Annotated in this window: 19 protein-coding genes; 1 reads left to right on the top strand and 18 read right to left on the bottom strand. The window is 36.0% G+C overall.

Translation table 11 applies throughout. From position 1 onward, the window contains the following. Nucleotides 1-44: 44 nt before the first annotated feature. On the top strand, nt 45-1610 hold the full coding sequence (locus KEM10_RS02090; RefSeq protein ID WP_212212837.1) for a PAS domain-containing hybrid sensor histidine kinase/response regulator: 1566 nt from the start codon (nt 45-47) through the stop codon (nt 1608-1610). Nucleotides 1611-1625: 15 nt separating this feature from the next. Here KEM10_RS02090 and KEM10_RS02095 read toward each other — a convergent pair whose 3' ends face one another. The 18 genes from KEM10_RS02095 to KEM10_RS02180 form a co-directional block, all read right to left on the bottom strand. Next, entirely contained in the window at nt 1626-4094 is a 2469-nt protein-coding gene (locus KEM10_RS02095; protein ID WP_212212840.1) for an AMP-binding protein, read from the bottom strand. A gap of 90 nt (nt 4095-4184) precedes the next feature. Next, entirely contained in the window at nt 4185-5408 is a 1224-nt protein-coding gene (hydF, locus tag KEM10_RS02100; protein ID WP_212212842.1) for a [FeFe] hydrogenase H-cluster maturation GTPase HydF, read from the bottom strand. Nucleotides 5409-5570: 162 nt separating this feature from the next. Continuing rightward, nucleotides 5571-5924 (bottom strand): hypothetical protein, encoded by a 354-nt coding sequence (locus KEM10_RS02105; RefSeq protein ID WP_212212845.1) that lies wholly within the window; start codon nt 5922-5924, stop codon nt 5571-5573. A gap of 320 nt (nt 5925-6244) precedes the next feature. Then, a complete protein-coding gene (locus KEM10_RS02110) occupies nt 6245-7270 on the bottom strand; it encodes a potassium channel family protein (protein ID WP_212212848.1) in 1026 nt (341 codons plus the stop codon). A gap of 12 nt (nt 7271-7282) precedes the next feature. Beyond that, complete coding sequence (locus tag KEM10_RS02115) at nt 7283-7651, bottom strand: S-adenosylmethionine decarboxylase (RefSeq protein ID WP_212212851.1); 369 nt, start codon at nt 7649-7651, stop codon at nt 7283-7285. A gap of 12 nt (nt 7652-7663) precedes the next feature. Continuing rightward, nucleotides 7664-9217: a polyamine aminopropyltransferase gene (locus KEM10_RS02120; RefSeq protein ID WP_212212854.1), complete on the bottom strand. Its 1554-nt coding sequence runs from the start codon at nt 9215-9217 to the stop codon at nt 7664-7666. 74 nt (nt 9218-9291) lie between these two features. After that, nucleotides 9292-10161 (bottom strand): DUF350 domain-containing protein, encoded by an 870-nt coding sequence (locus tag KEM10_RS02125; RefSeq protein ID WP_212212858.1) that lies wholly within the window; start codon nt 10159-10161, stop codon nt 9292-9294. A gap of 22 nt (nt 10162-10183) precedes the next feature. Beyond that, a complete protein-coding gene (locus tag KEM10_RS02130) occupies nt 10184-10999 on the bottom strand; it encodes a hypothetical protein (RefSeq protein WP_212212861.1) in 816 nt (271 codons plus the stop codon). A gap of 17 nt (nt 11000-11016) precedes the next feature. Continuing rightward, complete coding sequence (locus KEM10_RS02135) at nt 11017-11562, bottom strand: DUF4178 domain-containing protein (RefSeq protein ID WP_212212864.1); 546 nt, start codon at nt 11560-11562, stop codon at nt 11017-11019. A 20-nt stretch (nt 11563-11582) separates the two neighbouring features. Further along, nucleotides 11583-12290 (bottom strand): PspA/IM30 family protein, encoded by a 708-nt coding sequence (locus KEM10_RS02140; protein ID WP_212212867.1) that lies wholly within the window; start codon nt 12288-12290, stop codon nt 11583-11585. A 15-nt stretch (nt 12291-12305) separates the two neighbouring features. Beyond that, nucleotides 12306-12701: a YbjN domain-containing protein gene (locus tag KEM10_RS02145; protein ID WP_212212871.1), complete on the bottom strand. Its 396-nt coding sequence runs from the start codon at nt 12699-12701 to the stop codon at nt 12306-12308. A gap of 154 nt (nt 12702-12855) precedes the next feature. After that, on the bottom strand, nt 12856-13920 hold the full coding sequence (locus tag KEM10_RS02150; protein WP_212212874.1) for an NAD(P)/FAD-dependent oxidoreductase: 1065 nt from the start codon (nt 13918-13920) through the stop codon (nt 12856-12858). 58 nt (nt 13921-13978) lie between these two features. Then, nucleotides 13979-14923 carry a sensor histidine kinase gene (locus KEM10_RS02155; RefSeq protein ID WP_212212877.1) on the bottom strand — a complete coding sequence of 315 codons (945 nt, stop codon included), beginning with the start codon at nt 14921-14923 and terminating at the stop codon, nt 13979-13981. 109 nt (nt 14924-15032) lie between these two features. Then, nucleotides 15033-16391, bottom strand: coding sequence for a DUF5723 family protein (locus tag KEM10_RS02160; protein ID WP_212212879.1), 1359 nt, complete (start codon nt 16389-16391; stop codon nt 15033-15035). A 26-nt stretch (nt 16392-16417) separates the two neighbouring features. Next, entirely contained in the window at nt 16418-17929 is a 1512-nt protein-coding gene (locus KEM10_RS02165; protein WP_212212881.1) for a hypothetical protein, read from the bottom strand. Between the two features lie 294 nt (nt 17930-18223). Continuing rightward, the gene (gene dnaJ, locus KEM10_RS02170) at nt 18224-19381 is read right to left on the bottom strand and encodes a molecular chaperone DnaJ (protein WP_212212883.1); all 1158 of its coding nucleotides are present in this window, start codon (nt 19379-19381) and stop codon (nt 18224-18226) included. Nucleotides 19382-19393: 12 nt separating this feature from the next. Next, nucleotides 19394-20005: a nucleotide exchange factor GrpE gene (locus KEM10_RS02175; RefSeq protein WP_212212885.1), complete on the bottom strand. Its 612-nt coding sequence runs from the start codon at nt 20003-20005 to the stop codon at nt 19394-19396. Nucleotides 20006-20210: 205 nt separating this feature from the next. Beyond that, complete coding sequence (locus KEM10_RS02180; RefSeq protein WP_212212887.1) at nt 20211-20738, bottom strand: TlpA family protein disulfide reductase; 528 nt, start codon at nt 20736-20738, stop codon at nt 20211-20213. Nucleotides 20739-20745 lie beyond the last annotated feature (7 nt).

Consider the following 20745-nt stretch of genomic DNA (forward strand, 5'->3'; position numbering starts at 1 on the left):
AATAAATTTATATATTAGAGATAACGATAATTTTTCAATCCTGAATGGAGCAAGAGCCTACATACGAAGAACTACAGGAAGAAGTCAAAAGATTAAAGACCTTATTGGATAATAGAGAAGAAGAGAATCTTATTCAGCAACTTAAAGAGAGTGAATCGAGATTTAAAGCTTTATCTGATGCTGCACACGAAGGGATCTTTATTCATGATAAAGGTTTGGGCCTTGTTGTGAATAATGTCGGTTGTGAAATGTTTGGTTATGCACCGGGTGAACTGGTAGGCATGCACGCCTTAGAGATTTTTACCGATGAGTCGAAAGAAATTGTAATGGATAACATTAAAAATGGTGTTACTTATCCATATGAGGTGGTTGGTCTGAGAAAAGATGGATCTATTTTTGATGTTGAAATTACAGGAAAGAATTGTGAGTATGAAGGTCGGATTGTACGAGTAGCTGCTCTTAGAGATATTACAGATAGGAAAATTGCAGAGCAGGCTTTAAAAGACAGTGAGAGTAAGTTTAGGGAAGTTTTTGAAAATGCGGGAGATGGCATATTAATTGGTAATCTCAATGGTCAGATGATTGAGGTCAACGATGCATTTCTTAAAATGACGGGATATGAGCGAGAGGATATATTGGGATTTCATATTAAAAAAATATTTTCACCTGAATCGTTGAAAACCAAGCCGCTTAGATTTGATATATTAAATGAGGGGCAATCTGTAATATTTGAAAGAGATATTATTGGTAAAGATGGTCAGGTTATTCTGGTTGAAATGAACTCCAAAAGGCCACATGCTAATTATTACTTATCGATTGTGCGTGATTTGAGAGAGAGGCAACGTGCTGCCAATGAGCTTAAAAGGAAGAATAAGGAGCTTTTAGAAGCTAAGGAAAAGGCAGAGGAGAGTGATATGCTAAAGAGTTCTTTCTTAGCTAATATGAGTCACGAGATTCGAACACCAATGAATGGGATATTAGGATTTGCTGAATTGATTAGAGCAGCAGATTGCGACGAGAAAACCCGGATGGATTATCTGGATGTGATTATAAGTAGTGGACATCAGTTATTGGATATTATTAATGATGTACTTGAAATTTCGCGAATTGAAACGGGACAGATCAATATTTTGGAAGCAAAAGTAAAAGTGAATGATCTAATCAAGGATATTGGAATATTTTTTCAGCCACTGGCCCGTCAGAATCACAATGAAATTAAATATGAGTTCCCGAATGAATCTGAGAATCAAATTTTGATTACAGACGAAATGAAAGTTCGTCAGATCCTTACCAACCTTGTAAATAATGCACTTAAATTTACTTTAAATGGAACAGTGAGTGTTGGGTATGGTATTGAAGATAATTGGATTAATTTTTATATAAAGGATACGGGAATTGGAATACCTCAAGATTTTATTGATAAGGTATTTGAAAGATTTCTACAGGCTGAGTATGATGATCAGATGAAGCAAAAAGGTACTGGTCTGGGATTAGCTATCTGTAAAAAACTGGTAGATATTTTGGGAGGAGATATTTGGGTGAAATCTGTTGAGAATGAGGGGTCCACTTTCTATTTTAAACTGCCGTTAAATAAAAAAGCTGACTCTTAGGCCAGCTCTTTTTATTTATCCTTTCTGATTAACCGATATTTTTTGGTGAACAAGGTTGGTTAACATCTCGTAAGATGATTGTTCCGGATATACGGGTTTAAGAAATTCAACACTTACTTTTCTCCAGGGTTTAGGAAACTTTGAACCTTTGGGTAAAGCATCTTTAGCCCCTTTAATTGATACCGGAACAATGGGTACGTTTAACTCCTTGCTTAAAATGGCAAACGTCTTTTTAAATTCACCTAAAGTGCCATCAAACGATCTTGTTCCTTCAGGGAAAATGATCAGGTTTTTCTTCTTTTTTAACGCTTCACCCATCTTTTGAATAGATTCTTTAAGGTCTTTATTCAAATCCATGATGATCACATGGTGGCGATTGGCAATGTATTTCAGAAATTTAGAGTTAACATGCTTCTCTTTGGCATAGAAGTAGGTGTTTCTGATTGTTTGCTTCTTTAAAAATGAGGCTACAAACAAACCATCGAAAAAACTCTGGTGATTAGGTGCAATAATACACGGCCCCTCAGGTATATTTTTCATCCCTTTGCCCTTAAAACGGAAATACAAACGGAAGAAATACTTCGAAAACTTAACAAAAAGAGTGCCTGTAAGCCAGGTTTTTGGAAGTTGAAGATTTACTTTTTCCTTAAGAATGTTTGACCAGTTAATTTTTTCAATTGAAAGGCGGGTACGCTTTGAAGCAACAAATTCACTAAGTTTTAGTACGGATGGAAATTCAACCAATTCATTAACTTCCATCTCAACACCAAAAGTGGATTGTAAAAATACCTGCAAACCTACTTTATCAAGGGAGTCCATTCCCAAATCCATTTCCAGATGATGCCCCGGACGAACATCGCAATTCTTTTCATTTGCGATGAAGTCGCTTATCACCTGGTATTCTTTTAATGATATTTCTTCAGTTACCTCTTCTTTTTGAGCAACCTTGTTTTCATTTGCCAGTTCCTGAAGCATAAAGCGCTGAAGCTTACCTAATCTTGTGCGAGGTAATTCAGAATGATAGATCGTAAAAGCAGTAATCTTTTTGTATGGAGCAACAGACTGATTGTATTTGTCAATTACTTCCCATTTTAAAGTATTATAAATGCCCTCTTCGTCTTGATTGTTTAATTCAGCCTTATTAGGAACTATTATTGCTCTTAACTGATCTTTATCGGCAAATACTCCAATATCAGAAACGCAGGCGGCCATGTTTTCAATTTTGGCCTCTATTTCTGAAGGGTTAATATTCTTACCATTAGATAATACTATAATCTCTTTCTTTCTTCCGGTAATATATAAATAACCATTCTCATCTAAGCGGCCTAAATCACCGGTATGTAACCATCCATCTTTTAAAACCTCAGCGGTTTCATCAGGACGGTTAAAATAACCTTGCATTACATTATCACCTTGTACTGTAATTTCTCCATCTTTTATTTCAACATGTGCACAAGGTAAAACTTGGCCCGGGCTACCAATTTTTACTTTACCCGGACGAGTAAAGCTAATCATTGGAGCAGTTTCTGTCATGCCATATCCTTCCAATACCTCAAAGCCCAGTGTTTTGTAATCATTTCCCACTTCCGGATCTAAAGCAGCTCCACCTGAAACCATAAATTTCACAGCTCCGCCAAATTTAGCATGAACCGATTTAAATACAGTACGGGAGAATTTTTCGGAATTGAGTTTCTCAGCTAATGAAAACAATGATTTGGCTATCAAACTATTGTCAATTTTGGTACGAATTCCTTTGCGAATTGCGGCATATAAACGTGGTACCCCAATAATAATACTAACCTTATTGTCTTTAAGTGTTTGTAAAATATCATCCGATGCCATTGATGGGGACATTGCAATTTTTGCTCCAACAAATAACGGAACCATCATTGTTCCCATTAAAGGGAATATATGATGTAGAGGTAGTAGCATCATCACCACTTCCTTATCAGAATATATTTTTACCCCATTGGATACTGCGTCAATATTAGACAGTAGGTTTTTGAATGAAAGCATAACGCCCTTTGGACTGCCAGTTGTACCTGAAGTATAGATAATAACGGCTGTTTTATTATCCTGCGTTTGCATCTTGTCTAAAACATAGTCGTCCGGTGCTGATTGCTTATCACATTCTTCAATAACAAATACTTTGGTATGGATTCCTGAATTTTCAATCGCTTTTTCCAGATCAGCCTTTTTATCTTTTGAGGTAAAGATAATTTCAGGATAACAGTCCTTTATAATATATGCAACCTCGTCAGTGGTTGACATAAAGTCAATAGGTATCATGGTTGCACCATGGTGCCATCCTGCATAGAAAGCATAAATCCATCCAAGCTGATTCTCAGAAAAAATGGCAATACGCTCTGCGGGTAAATCTTTTATTTGGTACTTAAAATTGGCAACTTTCTTATTAAGTTGTTTGTAGTTAATGGAACTTTGTCCACACACTATTGCGGTATTCTCTCCTGCATTACAAATCATAACTCCTCAATTGCGTTGTAATCGAACAAATATAGAAAAAACAACTTGGTATTATTGTTTCTTCGATTTTAATTTAAAATAGTAACAGTACTATAAATAATCTGGTTTAACAGAGTGACCGCTCTGAATAAAGGGAGCAACAGCACGCTGGTAAATTCCTTGGACATAAGCAATAGTCATGCCATAGTTAGTAATAGGAATATGGGCTTCTTTAGCCAGATTAAGCCTATTGTGTAATTGTTTGCGGGTTATCATACAACCACCACATTGAATTACCAATGAATATTCTTCAATTGGCTTTTCTATTTTATCGAGACCTGCTACTACATCAAATGTTAGATCTTTACCTGTATATGCTGAAATCCATCTTGGAATTTTTACTCTTCCAATATCGTCGCATGCAACATGATGAGAGCAGGATTCAAGCAGAAGAATTTTATCACCGTTTTTAAGATCATCAATTTTTGGTGTTCCTTGTAAATAGCTTTCAAAATCACCTTTAAAATGAGCCAGTAAGATGCTAAAACCGGTTAATGGGATATCTTTAGGGACAGATGCGTCAGCCTTTAAAAATAATTGACTGTCGGTAATAGCCAATGCAGGTTTTATTTGTGTTCTTTTTAAAAATGAATCAACTTCTCTTTCTTTTAATACAATGCAAATAGCATCGTTATCAAGTATATCTCTAATAGCTTGTACCTGGGGTAGAATAAGTCTTCCTTCCGGAGCTTCGATATCAATTGGAGTAATTAATAACACAATGTCACCATACGAAATTAAATCGCCAATCAATGAGGGTGTTGTGTAAGCAGATTCAGGAATGGCTTTCTTTATGGTTTTTACCAGTGGTTCGATTGAAGATGTTATGCTTGAAAAAGAGAGTATAGCACTTGCTCCCAGCTTATCTGCCATAAAGTTCCATTCAGAAGAGGGAGCTTCAATATCAATTTTATTGTGAATAATGATAAATGGGGTGTTCTGTTTTTTAAATGCCTCTATTAGGTCTTTTTCTGGTTGATCCCATTGGTTATTGGCTACAACTAAAATAGCAAGATCAATGAGTTGTATTGCCTGAGTGGTTTTTTTTACTCTTTGTGCTCCCAGTTCTCCAATGTCATCTATACCTGCTGTGTCTATTAGAATCACCGGACCAAAGCCTGTTATCTCAAATGATTTTTTAACCGGATCGGTAGTGGTTCCTGCAATGTTTGATACAATAGCCACTTCTTGTTCGGCAAGTTTATTAATGATGGAACTTTTACCATTATTGCGTCTTCCAAAAATCCCAATATGTGGTTTACGATCTCTACTCATGCTGATAAATAATACCACAAAGTTAGATTAAATGTAGGATATCTTACGGATTGAAAGTGCAAAAGATTAGATAGATAAGTTCTGGTCAAAGAATAATAGAAGAAAAAAGAAAAGGAGAGTGTTGGAAATCTCTCCTTTTCAGGTAGTTTGGTGTTTTGGTGATTATCCTGTATAAGCAAATAAGTTTTGCTTGATAAATATTTTATAAGTCAAAGTATCAAGCTGTTTAAATGGTAAAACAGCCATGTTATCAAAGCGTAAGTGGTGCTCAAATTGATTGATAATATGATCAACCTCTTGTGCATATCCAGGGTACTGGTTTCTTATTTTCTTACAACTTTGTCTGATAATCTCAATTTTTACTTTGTTTTCTTCTTCTGGTTCTGCTAGGTATGATAAGCGATTGTTGATTTTTTGTAAAACTTTAATTTTGTTAGAGATGTTGAGTTCAATGTCTGTCCATGCCTTGGTACCGTTCTCGACCAATTTGTCTAGTACTTCGTTGCGAATCTTCATAGTTCTGTAGTTAGTAGTTTTATTCTCTACCTGTTAATTGCAGAACTTTCAAATCGTAACACGTTTTAAAGAAAAAAAATTAATTATTAGATTTACCCTTTAGAGAGATGTATTTATTAGAGAGTGGGTGTAAGTAGTATATATTCAAGGCAATACGGCGGTTTGATTTTATTTATATCCCATCGGATAGGATATTGTTTGGCTCAATTGTTATATTATTTAAGGAATTTTGTTGAACAAAATTGCAAGTTGGTGTATGAAAGTTATCTGTTTGTCTAAATTGTTTGCAAAATGGCCTGTTTTAATAGCAGAAACAATTTTTACAGTCCTTCTTTTACTCCAAATATTTTTTCAAGTTGTTGTTTGCTTTGGCCAATTGAGATAATAATAAGGTATTGATTCTTATCAATGATTTGATCGTCGGAAGGATTCTTAACTACTTTATTATCGATAACCAAACCGATAAGAATTACATTGATATCTTTTTTCATTTGAACAAAAGCATCAAAATATTTCATCCCTAAATATGGGTTTTGTTCATTCACTTTGAACTGTTGAATATCCTGATCTTCCATGTCAATGCTGGTTGAAATTAGGTCTTCGGTGTATTCAGCTACGTGTGGTTCAAATAAATAACTGGCAACTAAACGAGAGGCAACTTCGCTTCTCGAAACAACATGTTTAATTCCAGTATTAATTAATGTTTCCTTTAAATCGGGGTTGCTGCAGTTGACAATGATATTTAAGTTCGGAAATTCTCTTTGTAGATTTAAAACAAAAACAAGTGTTTCGGTATCTTCATTAAAATTGATAAACACAGCTTTTGATTTTTCAATATTAGCCTTTTTGTAGGCATCCATGTTATTGTAATCGGCAAACATAGCAAAACACTGATCATGTTGGTAGAGGTCTTTTATCAATTCCAAATCACTTTTTGAATTGGTAATAAATGCAATGTTGTGTCCGGTAGGAAAGATTTGATCTGCCACTTTTTTACCAAAGCTATTCCATCCAATAATCATATAATGATCCTCGAAATCTGTTCCGAAAAAACCGTTTTTCTTCTTTTCCATATATGTATTTATTCTGCTGCTTATTTCACCAATAAAGTAACCTATTACACCAAGGCTACCTAAAATTACAAATAGTCCAACTATTTTTCCAAAAGGAGTAACCGGATAAAAATCGCCATACCCAACTGTTGTTAAAGTTACTATTGCATACCAAAGAGCATCTGTTAACGATTGAATATTGGCATTAGGATCGGTACGTTCCAGTACCGAGATTAGATAAATTAAAAACAGATAGACAATAAAACCTATAACCAATCCTGCCTTTTTCTTCATATAGTTGATATTCTAATTGGTTTTAACTTCTGTTGTACAATTTAATTCTTCCATTTCGTTTTCCCACTTAAACGAAAAACTGCTTTGGTTGCATAAAGTTATAAAATTCACTGTCTTTTCTTTATTGCAACTGCTCAGTTCAATGTACGACCATCCACTATTAGTAAATGTGTGAATGGCCAGGTGTGATTCCGCTAATAACCAAAAAGCAGTAAAGCCATTTAATGGGAATTCATGGTCGGTGTAGTTTAATATTTTAAAACCACTCTTCTTTAAGGCAGAATTAAAAGCCGATATTAAATCTGAAGGTTGAGTTAAATGAATCCAACCTTTTATATTAAAAATTCTGGGTGGCAGATCAACTGCTTTAATTTGTGTCATTTTGCGTTTGCTTTAATATAAGTCCCAGTTTCCTTTTAAGTAGTATTTGTATAGCACAGGATCGTGAATTCGATTAACTTTAACAGGATCGGTCTGTCCCGGAAAAATATCTTTTCCAAAGGAGGTTATCAATTGCATCGATTCATGATTAAGCCATTGAGTTTCTATATTCTTAAATTCTAAAGCCTGAGCTTCTTTCTTTAAATCCAGATCCCGCTCGGTTTTAATTCCCATCGACCAACCCCATTCTCCTAATGTAATAACCTGGTTGTGTAACGGTAAGGTTTTAAAACCTGCCTCTGTCATTGTTTTTACAATGCACTTAAAAGCTTTTGTTGCAAAGTATGGACTTCCGGCCTGAGTTATAATTAATCCTCCTGGACGAAGGTGCTTATAACATACATTATAAAACTCAACAGAATACAATCTACCTAATTCAACAGTTCGTGGATCAGGAAGGTCAATGATAATGATGTCGTAAAAATCTTTGTTTCTTGTTAGATAATGATATCCGTCGGAATTGATTACTTCAACTTTGGGATTGGTTAACGCCCCTTTATTCATTTTGGTTAGTATGGGATGTTCCTGACCCAGGCGTGTCATGGCAGGATCCAAATCAACCAAACGAATATTTTCAACAGATGAATATTTCAATACTTCACGAGCTGCACAACCATCGCCTCCCCCTAAAATTAGTATTCTTTGAGGGTTAGGGTGTAGGGTCATAACAGGATGAACCAATGGTTCGTGGTACATCACTTCATCCATGGTGCAAAGCTGTTGATTGCTATTTAAGTATAACCAGTATTCATTCTCCCATTGGGTGATAACAATTTTTTGATATTGACTTTGCTCTGAATAGATGACCTTGTCTTTGTATTTTATTTGTTCACCGTATTTGATGATAGGATCAGAAGTGACTACTCCCGAAATGATTACTATGGTTACTACCCATATGGATATGTTGATGTACTTTTTGTATCGATCATCAACCAGTTTTTTTAGCGTTATAAAAACACCAATGGCTACTCCAAAATTAACAGTCCCTAAGAAAAAAGGCAGGTACGTTAAACCTAAAAATGGTAAGCCCAAAACCACAAAGAAGATGCCTCCAATTAAGCTTCCATAGTAGTCTTTTTCCAAAACATTGGAAATATTTACCCTCAGCGATTCATATTCATCATTAATACGCATAACCAATGGAATTTCCATACCTATCAAGGTTCCAATTAGTATGGAAAAACCATAAATGACAACCGCTAATGAACTGGTAAAAGCTGAAACGGTATACACTATCATGGGGGCGAAAGAAACTACCAGTGATAATGCAAATTCTAGGATAAGAAACTTTTCGGTTAGGTTTCTTTTAAACGATTTACTAATACGACTACCTAGGCCCATGGAAAACATCATGGTAGAGACAATCATTGTCCATTGCAGGATTGAATCGCCCAGAAAATAGGTTGCTAAGGTTGATAGTAGATATTCAGCTATAATACCGCTGAATCCTGTAGCAAAAATAGCGGCCAAAAGTATGGCAGAGTATTTATTACGGATTTTGAACATATAATAGAGAAACACAAAAACACGAAGATATAGTCAGCCTATTTTCTTCGTGTTCTTATATCAGAAATGTTATTTTATAAACACCAGGTTATCAATATAGAGCCGCCAATATATGCAAAGGCTTCAATAATGGCAGCTCCCACATTAGGATGTTCCTGGTTAATAATTTCATCTGTCAGGCGCTGTCCAGGTAAAAGAATCTTATCGGTTAAGAAACGCATTACCGGAAGTAAAATAATACCTAAAGCAAGTTCAAAACCGGCTTCTGAAAAGGTATATCCCCATCCTTCAAAATCGCCCATTAAAGCATGGCGAATTAAATTGGCAATGGCAATTAACGCTCCTGCAAAACCAACCCCCACAGCAACATTGTCTTTTTCAATATGCTCGTGTACATCGTAAGGGGTGATGAACTGATAGACAGCTGCAGTGATAAAAAGTGCTATCTGACCAGCCAACCAAAACACCACAGCTGATGTTATGCCCTGAATCAAAGTTCCACTCTCTCCGGTAACAGCACCGAAAATAATCAGACCCGAAGCTACTGAGATAGCACCTTCAATCACTCCGGTTCCTGAATTACGATCCTCAATAATCTCCTTTTTAACTGAAAACTTGCGCAGGATGATTTTATCATTGAGCCATATAGAGATGTTAAGCAATATGATGGCTAATATTCCATAAATAGCAATGTCCTGGATGTCGAGTAGTAAGCCTCTCGACGGTCCAACTATTGCACTGCCAATGGCAGCTAATAAACCGATGAAATATCCAACATGGGCAAATGAGAATGCCAGATTATCCTTTTCAACAAGTTCTTCTTTTATATTAAAATCTTTGTGAACCAATTGGTAGACCAGTTTCCCAATGAAGAATACGGCAAAACCAACTGCTATATAAATTACTGCATCGTATAAGATGATTGATATTTCTGAAAATGTCATGTCTTAATAGGTTGAGTTAGTATTATTTGCCAAATCCTCCACTTCTGCTTCTTGATGAAGAACTGCTGTAACGACTTGAACTACGACTGGTTTTATTTGAGTAGCTTGAACCAGATGAGTAGCTTCTTGAGCTTTTAGCTGAAGCTGATCGTTGCACCTGGCTTCTCACATTTTGTTTAAAAGATGAGGGTTTGTTGCCCCAGGTACTGTTTTTGCCTGTACCTGACGAAGTATAGGTGTTGGTTCCGTATACAGTTCTTCCTGAAGGTCCGTAGTATGGACGGGATCCATAGTAGCCACCCCGATAGTAATCGTCGTAATAGGAGCGACGAGCAGGATAAGTCATCATATTAAACATTGACGACATAAATGCATACTGACCGTAGAAAGCCCAGAAAGAGTTGCCGTTACGTTGTTCCCAATGACCATATTTAGGATTGCCAACATAATGATTATAGCCGGCCGGACTAGCTTGTTTGCTTAATTTGCCATCTTTTTTTGATACAATTTCCATACCCATATTGTCCACATTGGCAGAAAAGAACACATCAGGTACTTCTTCCCAATCAGTGGTGCTTGACAATACTGTGTCAGGATGTTCAATAATCACATTGTACATGTGATAGTATTTGTTACTCCTCGAATCCATATCCAAAAGGATAATGGAATAATTCTGTTCGTTGTTTAGTTTGGTAATTAATTTATCAACCGGTGTTTTTTGCCATGTACTACTTACGGTATCAACTCTTCTGGATCGGTTGGTGCAGTTATTGCAGGATCGTAAAACGATAAATCCCAGTATTACTGCTATTATAACTTTTGCAATTCCGTTGTTCATAATTAAGATGTTTGGGGTTAGTCTTCTCCCGGTAAAATATTTGAGATTTCAAATGGTTTAACACTTTTCCCGATGGAAGCTTCAAATTCTTTCTCATCCCACTGTTCTATGCATAGCAGGTGTTCTCCTGTTTCATCTTCGAAGTCCCAGGAGCGAAATTCTTCCCACTCAGTACCTTTAGTGATATTATGGAAATACCCGGGAGCTTCCTTTTCGAGGTGATAAGTAATGCCTTTGTAGGTAATTTTCTTAGGGGGTTGCTGACGTGAGATTAGAGTATCAGTAAGGTCATCCTGTAACTTTCTTACTTTTACTTTCTCCATGAATGATATTTCCAATTCGTCATCTTCTTCAATCCCCAGAAAACGGGTTTCAGAACCATTATTAATCTGAAATTCGCGAGTGAAATAATTATTGCCCCAGTCGTATTCCATAATGGCATCCACTACCCAGGTAGATAGGTCGTATTCGAAAACAAAGCCAACATCCAGATCGTTAACCTGAATGTTGGTGCTATCGTAATGTGGTTCTTGTTTCTTTTTGAATCGATCAAATAATCCCATAAGTTAAAGTAGAGGGTATGTTATTCACTCTTGTTTTTTAGTTTGGCTTTCAATTCTTCCAGCGAATTAGATGCCTTAACATTCTTTTCTGAAAGAACATCATCTATTTCGTCATCCAAACTTCTGTTTTCCAAACTTATTTCGCCATATGCTTCCGAAAGAGCTTCTTGCTGAGCTACTTTTTCTTTCATCTTCTCAAGCATCGAAACCGTACCCGAACTGTCAATACCACTTAATTGTTTATTGATTTTTTGGGTGGCACTACTTACTCTTGCACGAGCTTTTAAAGTCCTCAGCTCATTTTCATAGCTGGATATGGTACTTTTCAGCTTTTTTACGTTTTTATCAAGTGTGGCAATGTTATTATCAAAGCGTGTTACTTCTTCCTGAGCTCTTTTTGCAGCTTCCAAAGCCTCTTCTTTTTTCGAAAGCGATTCGGTTGCCAACCGGTCGGCTTCAGCAACTTCTAATTCTCCTTTTTCAGCTTTTTGAATTAGAAGGATGGCTTTTTGCTCATAATTCTTAGCCATTGATTTACTGTCGTTCAAATCTTTTTTGCTTCTGATCGACATGGCTTTTACTTCAGCCAAAGCCTGAAGGCTCTTATCAAGATCTTTCTTTAGGTCGCGTATGCCCTGCTCGGTCATTTTTATTGGATCTTCCAATTTATCAACCATAGCATGAGCTTCAGCCTTACCTACATTAAATATTCTATTGAAAATTCCCATTTCTGAATTTGTTTTTTAAGCTTTTGAAAATTCGATTAACTCATCTGAATACTCAGACAATAAAAGTTTTAGTGAATTTAAACTTCCTTCTAACTCGTTTAAGTCAAGATTTTCGAGTTGAAGGGTGTCGCGAAAGATCACTTTCTTTCCTTCATCATCCAGTACAAAGGCACCATGCACTATCTGACGGTTCATTACCAGTAGTGATTTGTAAATATCTTCTGAACCTTTAGAGAGCTCAAAAAGTAAACCTTCGATAATTAGGATTGAGTCTTCACAATCGACAATAACATTTGAAATGCCGTCTTCTTCTTTTTCAACAACAAATAATTCTTCTGTTGCATCTTCCGACACAATGCGGTATTCAAGGTCAAGGAGGTAGTCTCTAACCTTGTTAAAATGTTCACTCATGTTTAATGCGTTTATATAAATTGGTTATGGGACATATCAAATATATAAAAAGATTGTCAGTAAGAAAAGAGAATTATAGTCATTGCCAGGAACTCCTTTTTCTTAAGAAGGAATATTAGAGGAGTAGAGGTGATTATTAATAGTTAAGCAACTATTAATTTGACTGTTTGAAATATCTTTCAACTTTCACTTCCTTAAATATTTGGTCGGTTTTTTCCTTTAGAAGTAATGCAAATTGATGGGAAAGATATGGAGCCAGTAAAGAACCACGTGAACCTAGGCCATTAAAAATCCCAATCGAAGGGTTTTCAGGAAGAAAACCCAAGACGGGTCTTCTATCGTGCATGGTGGGTCTGATACCGGTTAGATGTTGTATTATTTTTGGCTGAAGCGTTGAAATGGAAGCCCATTTATCCAGTAATTCTTGTTTCTTATTTGGTGTTGGATTCAAGTTGTTCCATTCGTGTTCGAAAGTAGCCCCCATTTTGTATAGGTCCTTTTCAACGGGAAGAATAAAAATTCCTTTTAAAAGTATGTTTTTTAGTTTTAAGTTAGGTAATTCAATATCCAGTAATTCGCCTTTGGTATTTCTGAAATTAAGCAAAGTAAATATAGGACTTAAACTGTCTTTTTCTCCACGACAGAAAATAACTTTGCTGGCCTCAATGTTTTTCCAATGCACACTTTTGTCGAAAATTTGAAGATCTTTATCATTAAAATCGTCCTCTATTAACAGTTTTGATTTATTTAAGAAGGATCTGTAAGCTTTTAAAAAAGTTAGCATGTCAAGCCGTGCCCCTTTTTTTATTTGTCCGTATCCATAGGGTGCTAGTATGTTCTTTGAAAGAAGATCATTTTTAGGATCGGGGTCAATGTAATCATGCAAGAGGCCTTTTCCCAGTCGGTGTTGCCAGAACTGTTTATCTTTCTCACCATATATCTTATCCATTAATTTAGGATGAAAGAAGGATGCTTCAAGGAATTGTTCCATTTCCTGATATAAGCTATGGGCATAGGGCAAAAATAGGTCAACATTCCAAGATTTAACCATTCGTTTAATTCCGATAGGATTAATTAGGCCAGCCGCTACTTTTGACGCAGAATTGCTGCTGGGTTTATCAATTACCAGATGGTGAATCTTATTCTTGTATAACTGATAGGATAGTAGTGTGCCAGCTAATCCCTGACCTACAATAAGAATGTCAGTCTTTAAACTCATAATCTTCTTTGAAGAATTTCTTTTTTATTACCAAAGAAGAAAAGACTGATATTGTTCATTATTCACGAATGTATTTTTTGGGGATAGAAAAGTAGAAAGTGCTGCCTTTACCACTCTGAGATTCCAGCCATATTTTGCCGTCTAAAAGTTCAATCATTTCTTTACAGATGGATAGACCTAATCCGCTGCCGCCTGATCGATTAAGTCTTTCAATCTCTATTTGTTTAAACTTCTTAAATAAGTTCTGATGGAGCTCTTTTTTGATACCTACTCCTGTGTCTTCAACAAAGAAAATGATCTGATCTTCTTTGAGTTGATAGCCAATAACTATTTTACCTTTATAAGTATACTTAATAGCATTATTAACCAGGTTATGAAAAATTCGTCTTAACTTCTCTTCGTCGGAGAAGATTGTTACTCCATTCTGTGAACCATTATTAAATAGCTCCAAACGAACATTTTGCCCCATGATTGGAGTGAAGTAACTATAAACGGTTTTAATAAATGGTTGAATCTCAAAATCTGCAGGATTAACGTTCATTGCTCCTGAAGAAAGTAGTGATGTGTCTACTAAATCTGTTACAACTGTTAGCAGTTCTTTCGAGCTTTTTTCAATTATCTTTAGGTATTCCTTGGTCTCATCGTTGGTGTTTTCTAATGACATGGTCAATTCCGAAAAACCAATAATGGCATTCATAGGTGTGCGAAGCTCATGAGATATGTTTTTTATGAATTCTGTTTGTAAAAGTTCATGTTTTTCTGCTTTGGTATTAGCATTTTGCACCTTTTTTATAAGGTATTTTGTAAGTAAGAAAATGACAATAGTACCAGCTATAATCGAAAACCATTCTTTGTAAATTAATACGTTAACAAGTAGTTGCTTGTCATCCATTGCAATTAATAACAGGTTGTCGGTTGTAATCAGCCATACTAAACCAATAACAAAAAAAGTACCGGCTAACCGATATTCATAAGGTATATTTTTAAAAAACTTGGCAAACATATTTAAATGTAACAAATAGACGATTTGAAATCAAATAATATGAAATTTATTTATGAGTGTACAAACTAATCTATTTGTTACATTTTTATCTTATCTGTAGAATTTTCGTTTAATAAATAAGGTTAATTCCAAGTCTAACATTCAGGTATTTTGAATTTTGAGGACTTAATACCGAGTTTAAATGATCTGTCATGCAGTATAATTGAATAGGCCCACCTTTTAGCATAACTCCTGCACCAATATTAGCAGGTGCATTCTTCATTATTGAATAGGTAAGTACTGATGATACGAAATGACCAGCATGTAATCCGGCTGCTACAGTCGTTTCAGGAATCCATTCACCATTGATAATGTAACTTTTGGTTATATTTCCTAAGGTTAACCATTGACGGGGTTCGTATTGAGCCGTAATATTAACTGATGCCATAATTCCTGTTTTGTAAGTGGAGGATTCATCCGTTACTTTAAAAGAGTTCTCAAAATCTTCTGCCAGTTCATCCCAGTAGTCGTCGTTATCACTTCCTTCATTAATTATTTCATCGGATATATCCATTCCATCGTATATGAATTCACCTTCTGAATAAAAAGTTTGGGTGTTGGATTTCCACTTAATGAAACCTAGATCGTTAATTGCCGCACCAATCGTTAATCTTGAGTTTGGCTGATAGGTTGCCCCAATGTCAAATCCCCAGCCGCGGTTATCATTGGTGAAAAAGGTACCCCTGTCAACATTCTCATCAAAATTAATTGAATTAACGTAGCCATCTTCATCGTATGAAATGATTATTGGCATTGAAGTTCGGATGGCTACATCGTTTTTAATTTCAACGGTTGAGTTCTCGTATGTCTGCATCTCAACATTAAATTTTTCACTTTCGAGGTTACCAATACCGAACAAATATTTTACTCGAATACCAACACTAAAATAATCACCAATGTATCTGCTATATCCCAGAGCTGCTTCGGTGTAGGCCAATGTGTTCATGTACATGTTAGACAGGCTGTGGTTAATGGGTCGATCATTGTCGTAATCCCAATTCCCATATCTCAGATTAAGTATACTTGACGGATAATTGACTTTGCTCTTAAAACGACTGTTTAAATCAAATGTAATGGCTGCTTTTTCGCTTGAAAACCCAAAGCCAATAATTTGTATTGAACCCTCGGTAGCTAAAATGTTGTTGTCCTGTAGACTTGCAGAAACTTTGTCAAGGTTTACTATTAGAGAATCAGATTGTAATCCTGTACCCGGTGTAATAATGTCTGACCAGGCGAAACCGGTATTTTGAGTATTAATTTTGACACTTCCTAAAGCAGGGAGTGACAAGTAATTTCCTTTGAATGGTCTGAATGCCGGGTTAACTTGCGTTGACTGTGGTATGCCTTTTAAAAACACCAGGGCATTATCTTGTGCCAGAACTACTGTGCTAATAAATAGCAATAGCAGTGAAATATATAAACTTTTCATTGATGATTCTTTTTCTGAAATGGTTACTAGTAATTTACTTCTCCTTTGATCGATACCTGCAGCGACAATTCATTGTCTGTTAATAATACCACAGGTTGATTCTGTTCGTAGTTTGAAGTGCGCAACATAAGTTGCATAATAACCTTATCTGCTTCGGTCAGTTTGTTAATCTGCTCAGGAGTTAATTCAATGGCTTGAGTGTGTTCTTTTTTTTCTGTTACAATACCATTCTCATCTACTATGGCTGCTGCTATAATATTCGATTCAATTGTTTCGGAAATTGACATTGTTTCAGTATTGTAGAAATGGAGTAGGGCACCCGCCTGAAAAGGAAAGCCATTAAGGCTAAAGAACTCGATTTTAGCTTTCGTTAAATCCTCGATGAAATCGAAATCTTCCAGATCAATAGTGTCTGCATCCATCGTAGAATTCACTATAATTTTTAAGGGGACTTCTACCTGATATCCCATATAAATTCTACTTGCTTCATCTAATTCAATTTCGCCTGTATGATTGGCATCTGGACGCAGCAGCATATCTCCTTTATAAACGAATTCAGAAGGGACCTCATACAGAAAATCTTTAATGTTTGAATTGTTTTTATCAATTACAATGGTATCAGAGTTATATTCTTCATTCTCCGGACAGGAGGAGAAAAACAAATTATTAGGAGTGTTAAGCTGTAACGATTCGTTGTTGTCAACTTTTCCAGTAATGTTGGTATTAAATATACCTTCTAATGGTGTTGAGTTATTTACAAGAATCTTAAATCTTGGATCGTCAAATTCAATTCCATCAGGTAAGTTGTCGAAAACATCAAAATCAAATTGGTGGTTACCGTTGTCTATATCAATAGCTATTTCATCTATCTGCCCGCGAGCATAGGTTAAACTTATATTTTCCAGCGATACATTAATGTTTCCAATGTGAGAATAAGAGGTACTGCCATTACTTGGCCTAATGGTAACTTTTAATGGTAATTCATTGTTGGTTAGCTGTAACTTTTGACTGACAGAATGACTAACGGTTCCGTTTCCACTTAACTCAACTTCTAAAGGGTTAGTGCCTTCAGTTAATGATTGAAAATCAATTGTAACAGTAATTGGATCGTTTAATTGTGAGAAAGTGAAAACAATATCATACGATGCTCCTATAGTGCTAAGTTGTGCATTTGATATATTAAAAGGTATATTTATATTTTGGGTGATCTCTTGTTGATATTGGAATGAGCTATAAGGTACAGGTATATTAAAGTCCTGACCTGAAATTTTTAAAAAGTCATTTAAACCAATGTGAGATACAGAATCACTGTCCTGAAATAACATGATTCGTTCATTGCCATCTTCATCTTTGTAATATTTTACAAAGTCGGTTTCTTCCGATAAAATATCTCCAACTGTTATACTGGCTCTCGCCAATGGTAAAGCAATACCAGACGTTAATTCCATTTCGTCCGATAACTTGTCTACATTAAATTCATCCCCGATGCAGCTGGCCATTACTCCAAGCAATAGCAAGCTTGTCCAAACTACTCTCATAAAATGTAATATTTCAAAAAGGTGTTTAATTTTTAATCTCAATTAATTACTTATGAAGGATGTAACGATGAGCCTATTCGAAGGTTTCATGGTTTTGATAAAGAAATGTTACTTTTTTTGTCAAAATAGTATGTTGTTGATGAATAATCAGGGTGTTAATAATGAGGTGATAAGGTTGTTTTGTGATCAATGATTATGAGAAGAAAAGTATAAATGATGTACGAAAGTATTGATTAAAGTAGTTTAGAAAAAGGCAAAAAAAAGAGCCGCAGTGGGCTCTTTAGTATTGGTATGTTATTCAAACATATTTTTCATCCTGCTGAAGAAACTTTCTCCTCCGCCGTTGGAAGGATCGAAGCTTTCAGAAGTCTGTAATTTCTCAATGGCTTTGCGGTCATCTTTAGAAATATTCTTCGGAATAAAAACCTGAATCTGAACAAGCAGGTCGCCTCTTCCGTAGCTGTTTACTTCTGGTAATCCTTTTCCTCTTAAGCGTAGAATTTTCCCGGGTTGTGTTCCGGGTTCAATCTTAACTTTAACTTTACCTTCAACCGTTGGTATTTCAACAGGAGTGCCTAATATAGCATCCGGAATACTAATGTTAAGGCTGTAAATTAAGTTATTACCATCCCTTACTAATTCAGGATGTTTTTCTTCTTCTATCAGAACAAGTAAATCGCCATTAACGCCACCTCTGCGGGCTGCATTACCTTTACCTGATACAGAAAGTTGCATGCCTTCTTCAACACCAGCAGGAATATTCAGACTGATGACTTCTTCATCGCGCACAATACCTTCTCCGGCACAAGGAGCACATTTATTGGTGATGTTTTTACCGTCACCTCCACATGTAGGACAAGTGGATGAGGTTTGCATCTGACCAAGTATAGTATTTGATATTCTTGTTACCTGACCTGTACCATGACAAGTAGAACAGTTGCTGTATGATGAACTATCTGCAGCACCGTTACCGCCACATGATTTACACTGAACGTATTTCTTAACTTTAATTTTCTTTTCGGCACCGTTGGCAATCTCCTCCAGGTTCAGTTTAACTTTTACACGAAGGTTAGATCCTTTGTTAACACGTCTGCCACCTCTGGATGATCCGCCGAATCCACCAAAACCACTGAATCCACCAAAGCCTCCACCGAAAATATCTCCAAAGTGAGAGAAAATGTCATCCATTGACATGCCTCCACCACCGAAACCACCTCCGGCAGCTCCACCAACACCAGCATGACCAAATTGATCATAGCGTTGACGTTTTTCAGGACTGGATAATACTTCGTATGCCTCAGCAGCTTCTTTAAACTTTTCTTCAGCAGCTTTATCTCCCTGATTTTTATCCGGGTGGTATTTAATAGCTTTTTTACGGTAAGCCTTTTTTATCTCATCCGCACTTGCACTTTTCGATACCTCTAATATTTCGTAATAATCTCTTTTTGACATTTGCTTTTTTGTTTATTCCCCTACAACAACTTTTGAAAAACGAATCACCTTTTCGTTTAATGTGTATCCTTTTTCAATGCAATCAATCACTTTTCCTTTCATATCCTCTGTAGGAGCAGGAATTTTAGTGACAGCTTCGTGCAGGTCGGTGTCAAAATCTTTTTCTTTTGCTTCAATTTCTTTGATGCCTTGTTGTTTTAGGTATTCGTTAAACTTGTTGTAAATTAGCTTAATACCTTCTTTTAAAGCGTCAATATCTTTGGCTTCATCAATATGAGCCAAGGCGCGATCAAAATCATCAACCACCGGAAGTAAGGAAAGTAATAAGCCTTCGCCTGCTGATTTACTTAATTCCATCTTCTCCTTTAGAGTTCTGCGTCGGTAGTTGTCAAACTCAGCACTTAAACGAACGTATTTGTCGTTCAGTTCATTTACTTTTTCAGCAAGTTTCTCTTCTTCACTTTGCTCAGGAGATTCGTCTTCTTTTGTTTCTTCCACATCATCCGTTGTGTTCTCCTCAACTGTTTCCTCAGTTTCTTGCGCTTGCTCGTTAGTAGGCTCAACTGTTTCTTCTACTTCTTTAGCCTTCTCCGCATCCTGTTTTTTTGATGACTTCTTTACCATGTATATATTTTTTATTTATTCTATATCAAGATGAATACATTTCGAAAATGTACTCGCGCGCAAATTTACACAAATATTCTGCCAACCCGTTTTTGTTGGTCAAATTGACAGTTTTTTCTAATGTGCAGTTCAACTGTCTGTAATAATGACAAAAAGGCAATGCTCTGAAAGAGTATTGCCTTAAAGGAGATGTTATGTTGTCAGTTTATTTAACTTGCTGACTTAATTGTGCTTGTAAAGCAGGGCCCCTTAGGTTTTTTGCAACAATTATACCGTCGCCATTAATTAAAAAATTACTTGGGATGCCTCTCACTCCATACATTACCGCTGTTCGGGTTTGCCAGCCATTAAAATCACATACATGATACGACCAAGCTAACTTATCATCTTTAATTGCCTGCTTCCATGCATCCTCATTTTTATCCAAAGATACACTGAAAATAGTAAAGCCTTCACCGTTTTTAAATGTTTCAGATTTATACGCATTGTAAGCTTTTACCACAGTAGGGTTCTCATATCTACATGGTTTACACCAGCTTGCCCAGAAATCAATCAATACCATTTGGCCTTTGAGATCAGAAAGCGAGATGGTTTCGCCATTTACTGATTTCATTTTAATATTGGGTGCCTTATCTCCAATGTTAATGCCTTTTTTTTGAGCGTTAACATTAAAAGAAAAAAGCACAGCCATTAGTATTACAGCTCCAATGGAGTGTTGTATTTTTTTTTCCATGATGTTA

It is taken from the genome of Carboxylicivirga linearis, assembly GCF_018271995.1.
Lineage (GTDB): Bacteria > Bacteroidota > Bacteroidia > Bacteroidales > Marinilabiliaceae > Carboxylicivirga > Carboxylicivirga linearis.

Coding starts and splice junctions, on each gene's coding strand:
- KEM10_RS02090 (WP_212212837.1), top strand. CDS start 45: ATGGAGCAAGAGCCTACATACGAAGAACTACAGGAAGAAGTCAAAAGA.
- KEM10_RS02095 (WP_212212840.1), bottom strand. CDS start 4,094: ATGATTTGTAATGCAGGAGAGAATACCGCAATAGTGTGTGGACAAAGT.
- hydF (WP_212212842.1), bottom strand. CDS start 5,408: ATGAGTAGAGATCGTAAACCACATATTGGGATTTTTGGAAGACGCAAT.
- KEM10_RS02105 (WP_212212845.1), bottom strand. CDS start 5,924: ATGAAGATTCGCAACGAAGTACTAGACAAATTGGTCGAGAACGGTACC.
- KEM10_RS02110 (WP_212212848.1), bottom strand. CDS start 7,270: ATGAAGAAAAAGGCAGGATTGGTTATAGGTTTTATTGTCTATCTGTTT.
- KEM10_RS02115 (WP_212212851.1), bottom strand. CDS start 7,651: ATGACACAAATTAAAGCAGTTGATCTGCCACCCAGAATTTTTAATATA.
- KEM10_RS02120 (WP_212212854.1), bottom strand. CDS start 9,217: ATGTTCAAAATCCGTAATAAATACTCTGCCATACTTTTGGCCGCTATT.
- KEM10_RS02125 (WP_212212858.1), bottom strand. CDS start 10,161: ATGACATTTTCAGAAATATCAATCATCTTATACGATGCAGTAATTTAT.
- KEM10_RS02130 (WP_212212861.1), bottom strand. CDS start 10,999: ATGAACAACGGAATTGCAAAAGTTATAATAGCAGTAATACTGGGATTT.
- KEM10_RS02135 (WP_212212864.1), bottom strand. CDS start 11,562: ATGGGATTATTTGATCGATTCAAAAAGAAACAAGAACCACATTACGAT.
- KEM10_RS02140 (WP_212212867.1), bottom strand. CDS start 12,290: ATGGGAATTTTCAATAGAATATTTAATGTAGGTAAGGCTGAAGCTCAT.
- KEM10_RS02145 (WP_212212871.1), bottom strand. CDS start 12,701: ATGAGTGAACATTTTAACAAGGTTAGAGACTACCTCCTTGACCTTGAA.
- KEM10_RS02150 (WP_212212874.1), bottom strand. CDS start 13,920: ATGAGTTTAAAGACTGACATTCTTATTGTAGGTCAGGGATTAGCTGGC.
- KEM10_RS02155 (WP_212212877.1), bottom strand. CDS start 14,923: ATGTTTGCCAAGTTTTTTAAAAATATACCTTATGAATATCGGTTAGCC.
- KEM10_RS02160 (WP_212212879.1), bottom strand. CDS start 16,391: ATGAAAAGTTTATATATTTCACTGCTATTGCTATTTATTAGCACAGTA.
- KEM10_RS02165 (WP_212212881.1), bottom strand. CDS start 17,929: ATGAGAGTAGTTTGGACAAGCTTGCTATTGCTTGGAGTAATGGCCAGC.
- dnaJ (WP_212212883.1), bottom strand. CDS start 19,381: ATGTCAAAAAGAGATTATTACGAAATATTAGAGGTATCGAAAAGTGCA.
- KEM10_RS02175 (WP_212212885.1), bottom strand. CDS start 20,005: ATGGTAAAGAAGTCATCAAAAAAACAGGATGCGGAGAAGGCTAAAGAA.
- KEM10_RS02180 (WP_212212887.1), bottom strand. CDS start 20,738: ATGGAAAAAAAAATACAACACTCCATTGGAGCTGTAATACTAATGGCT.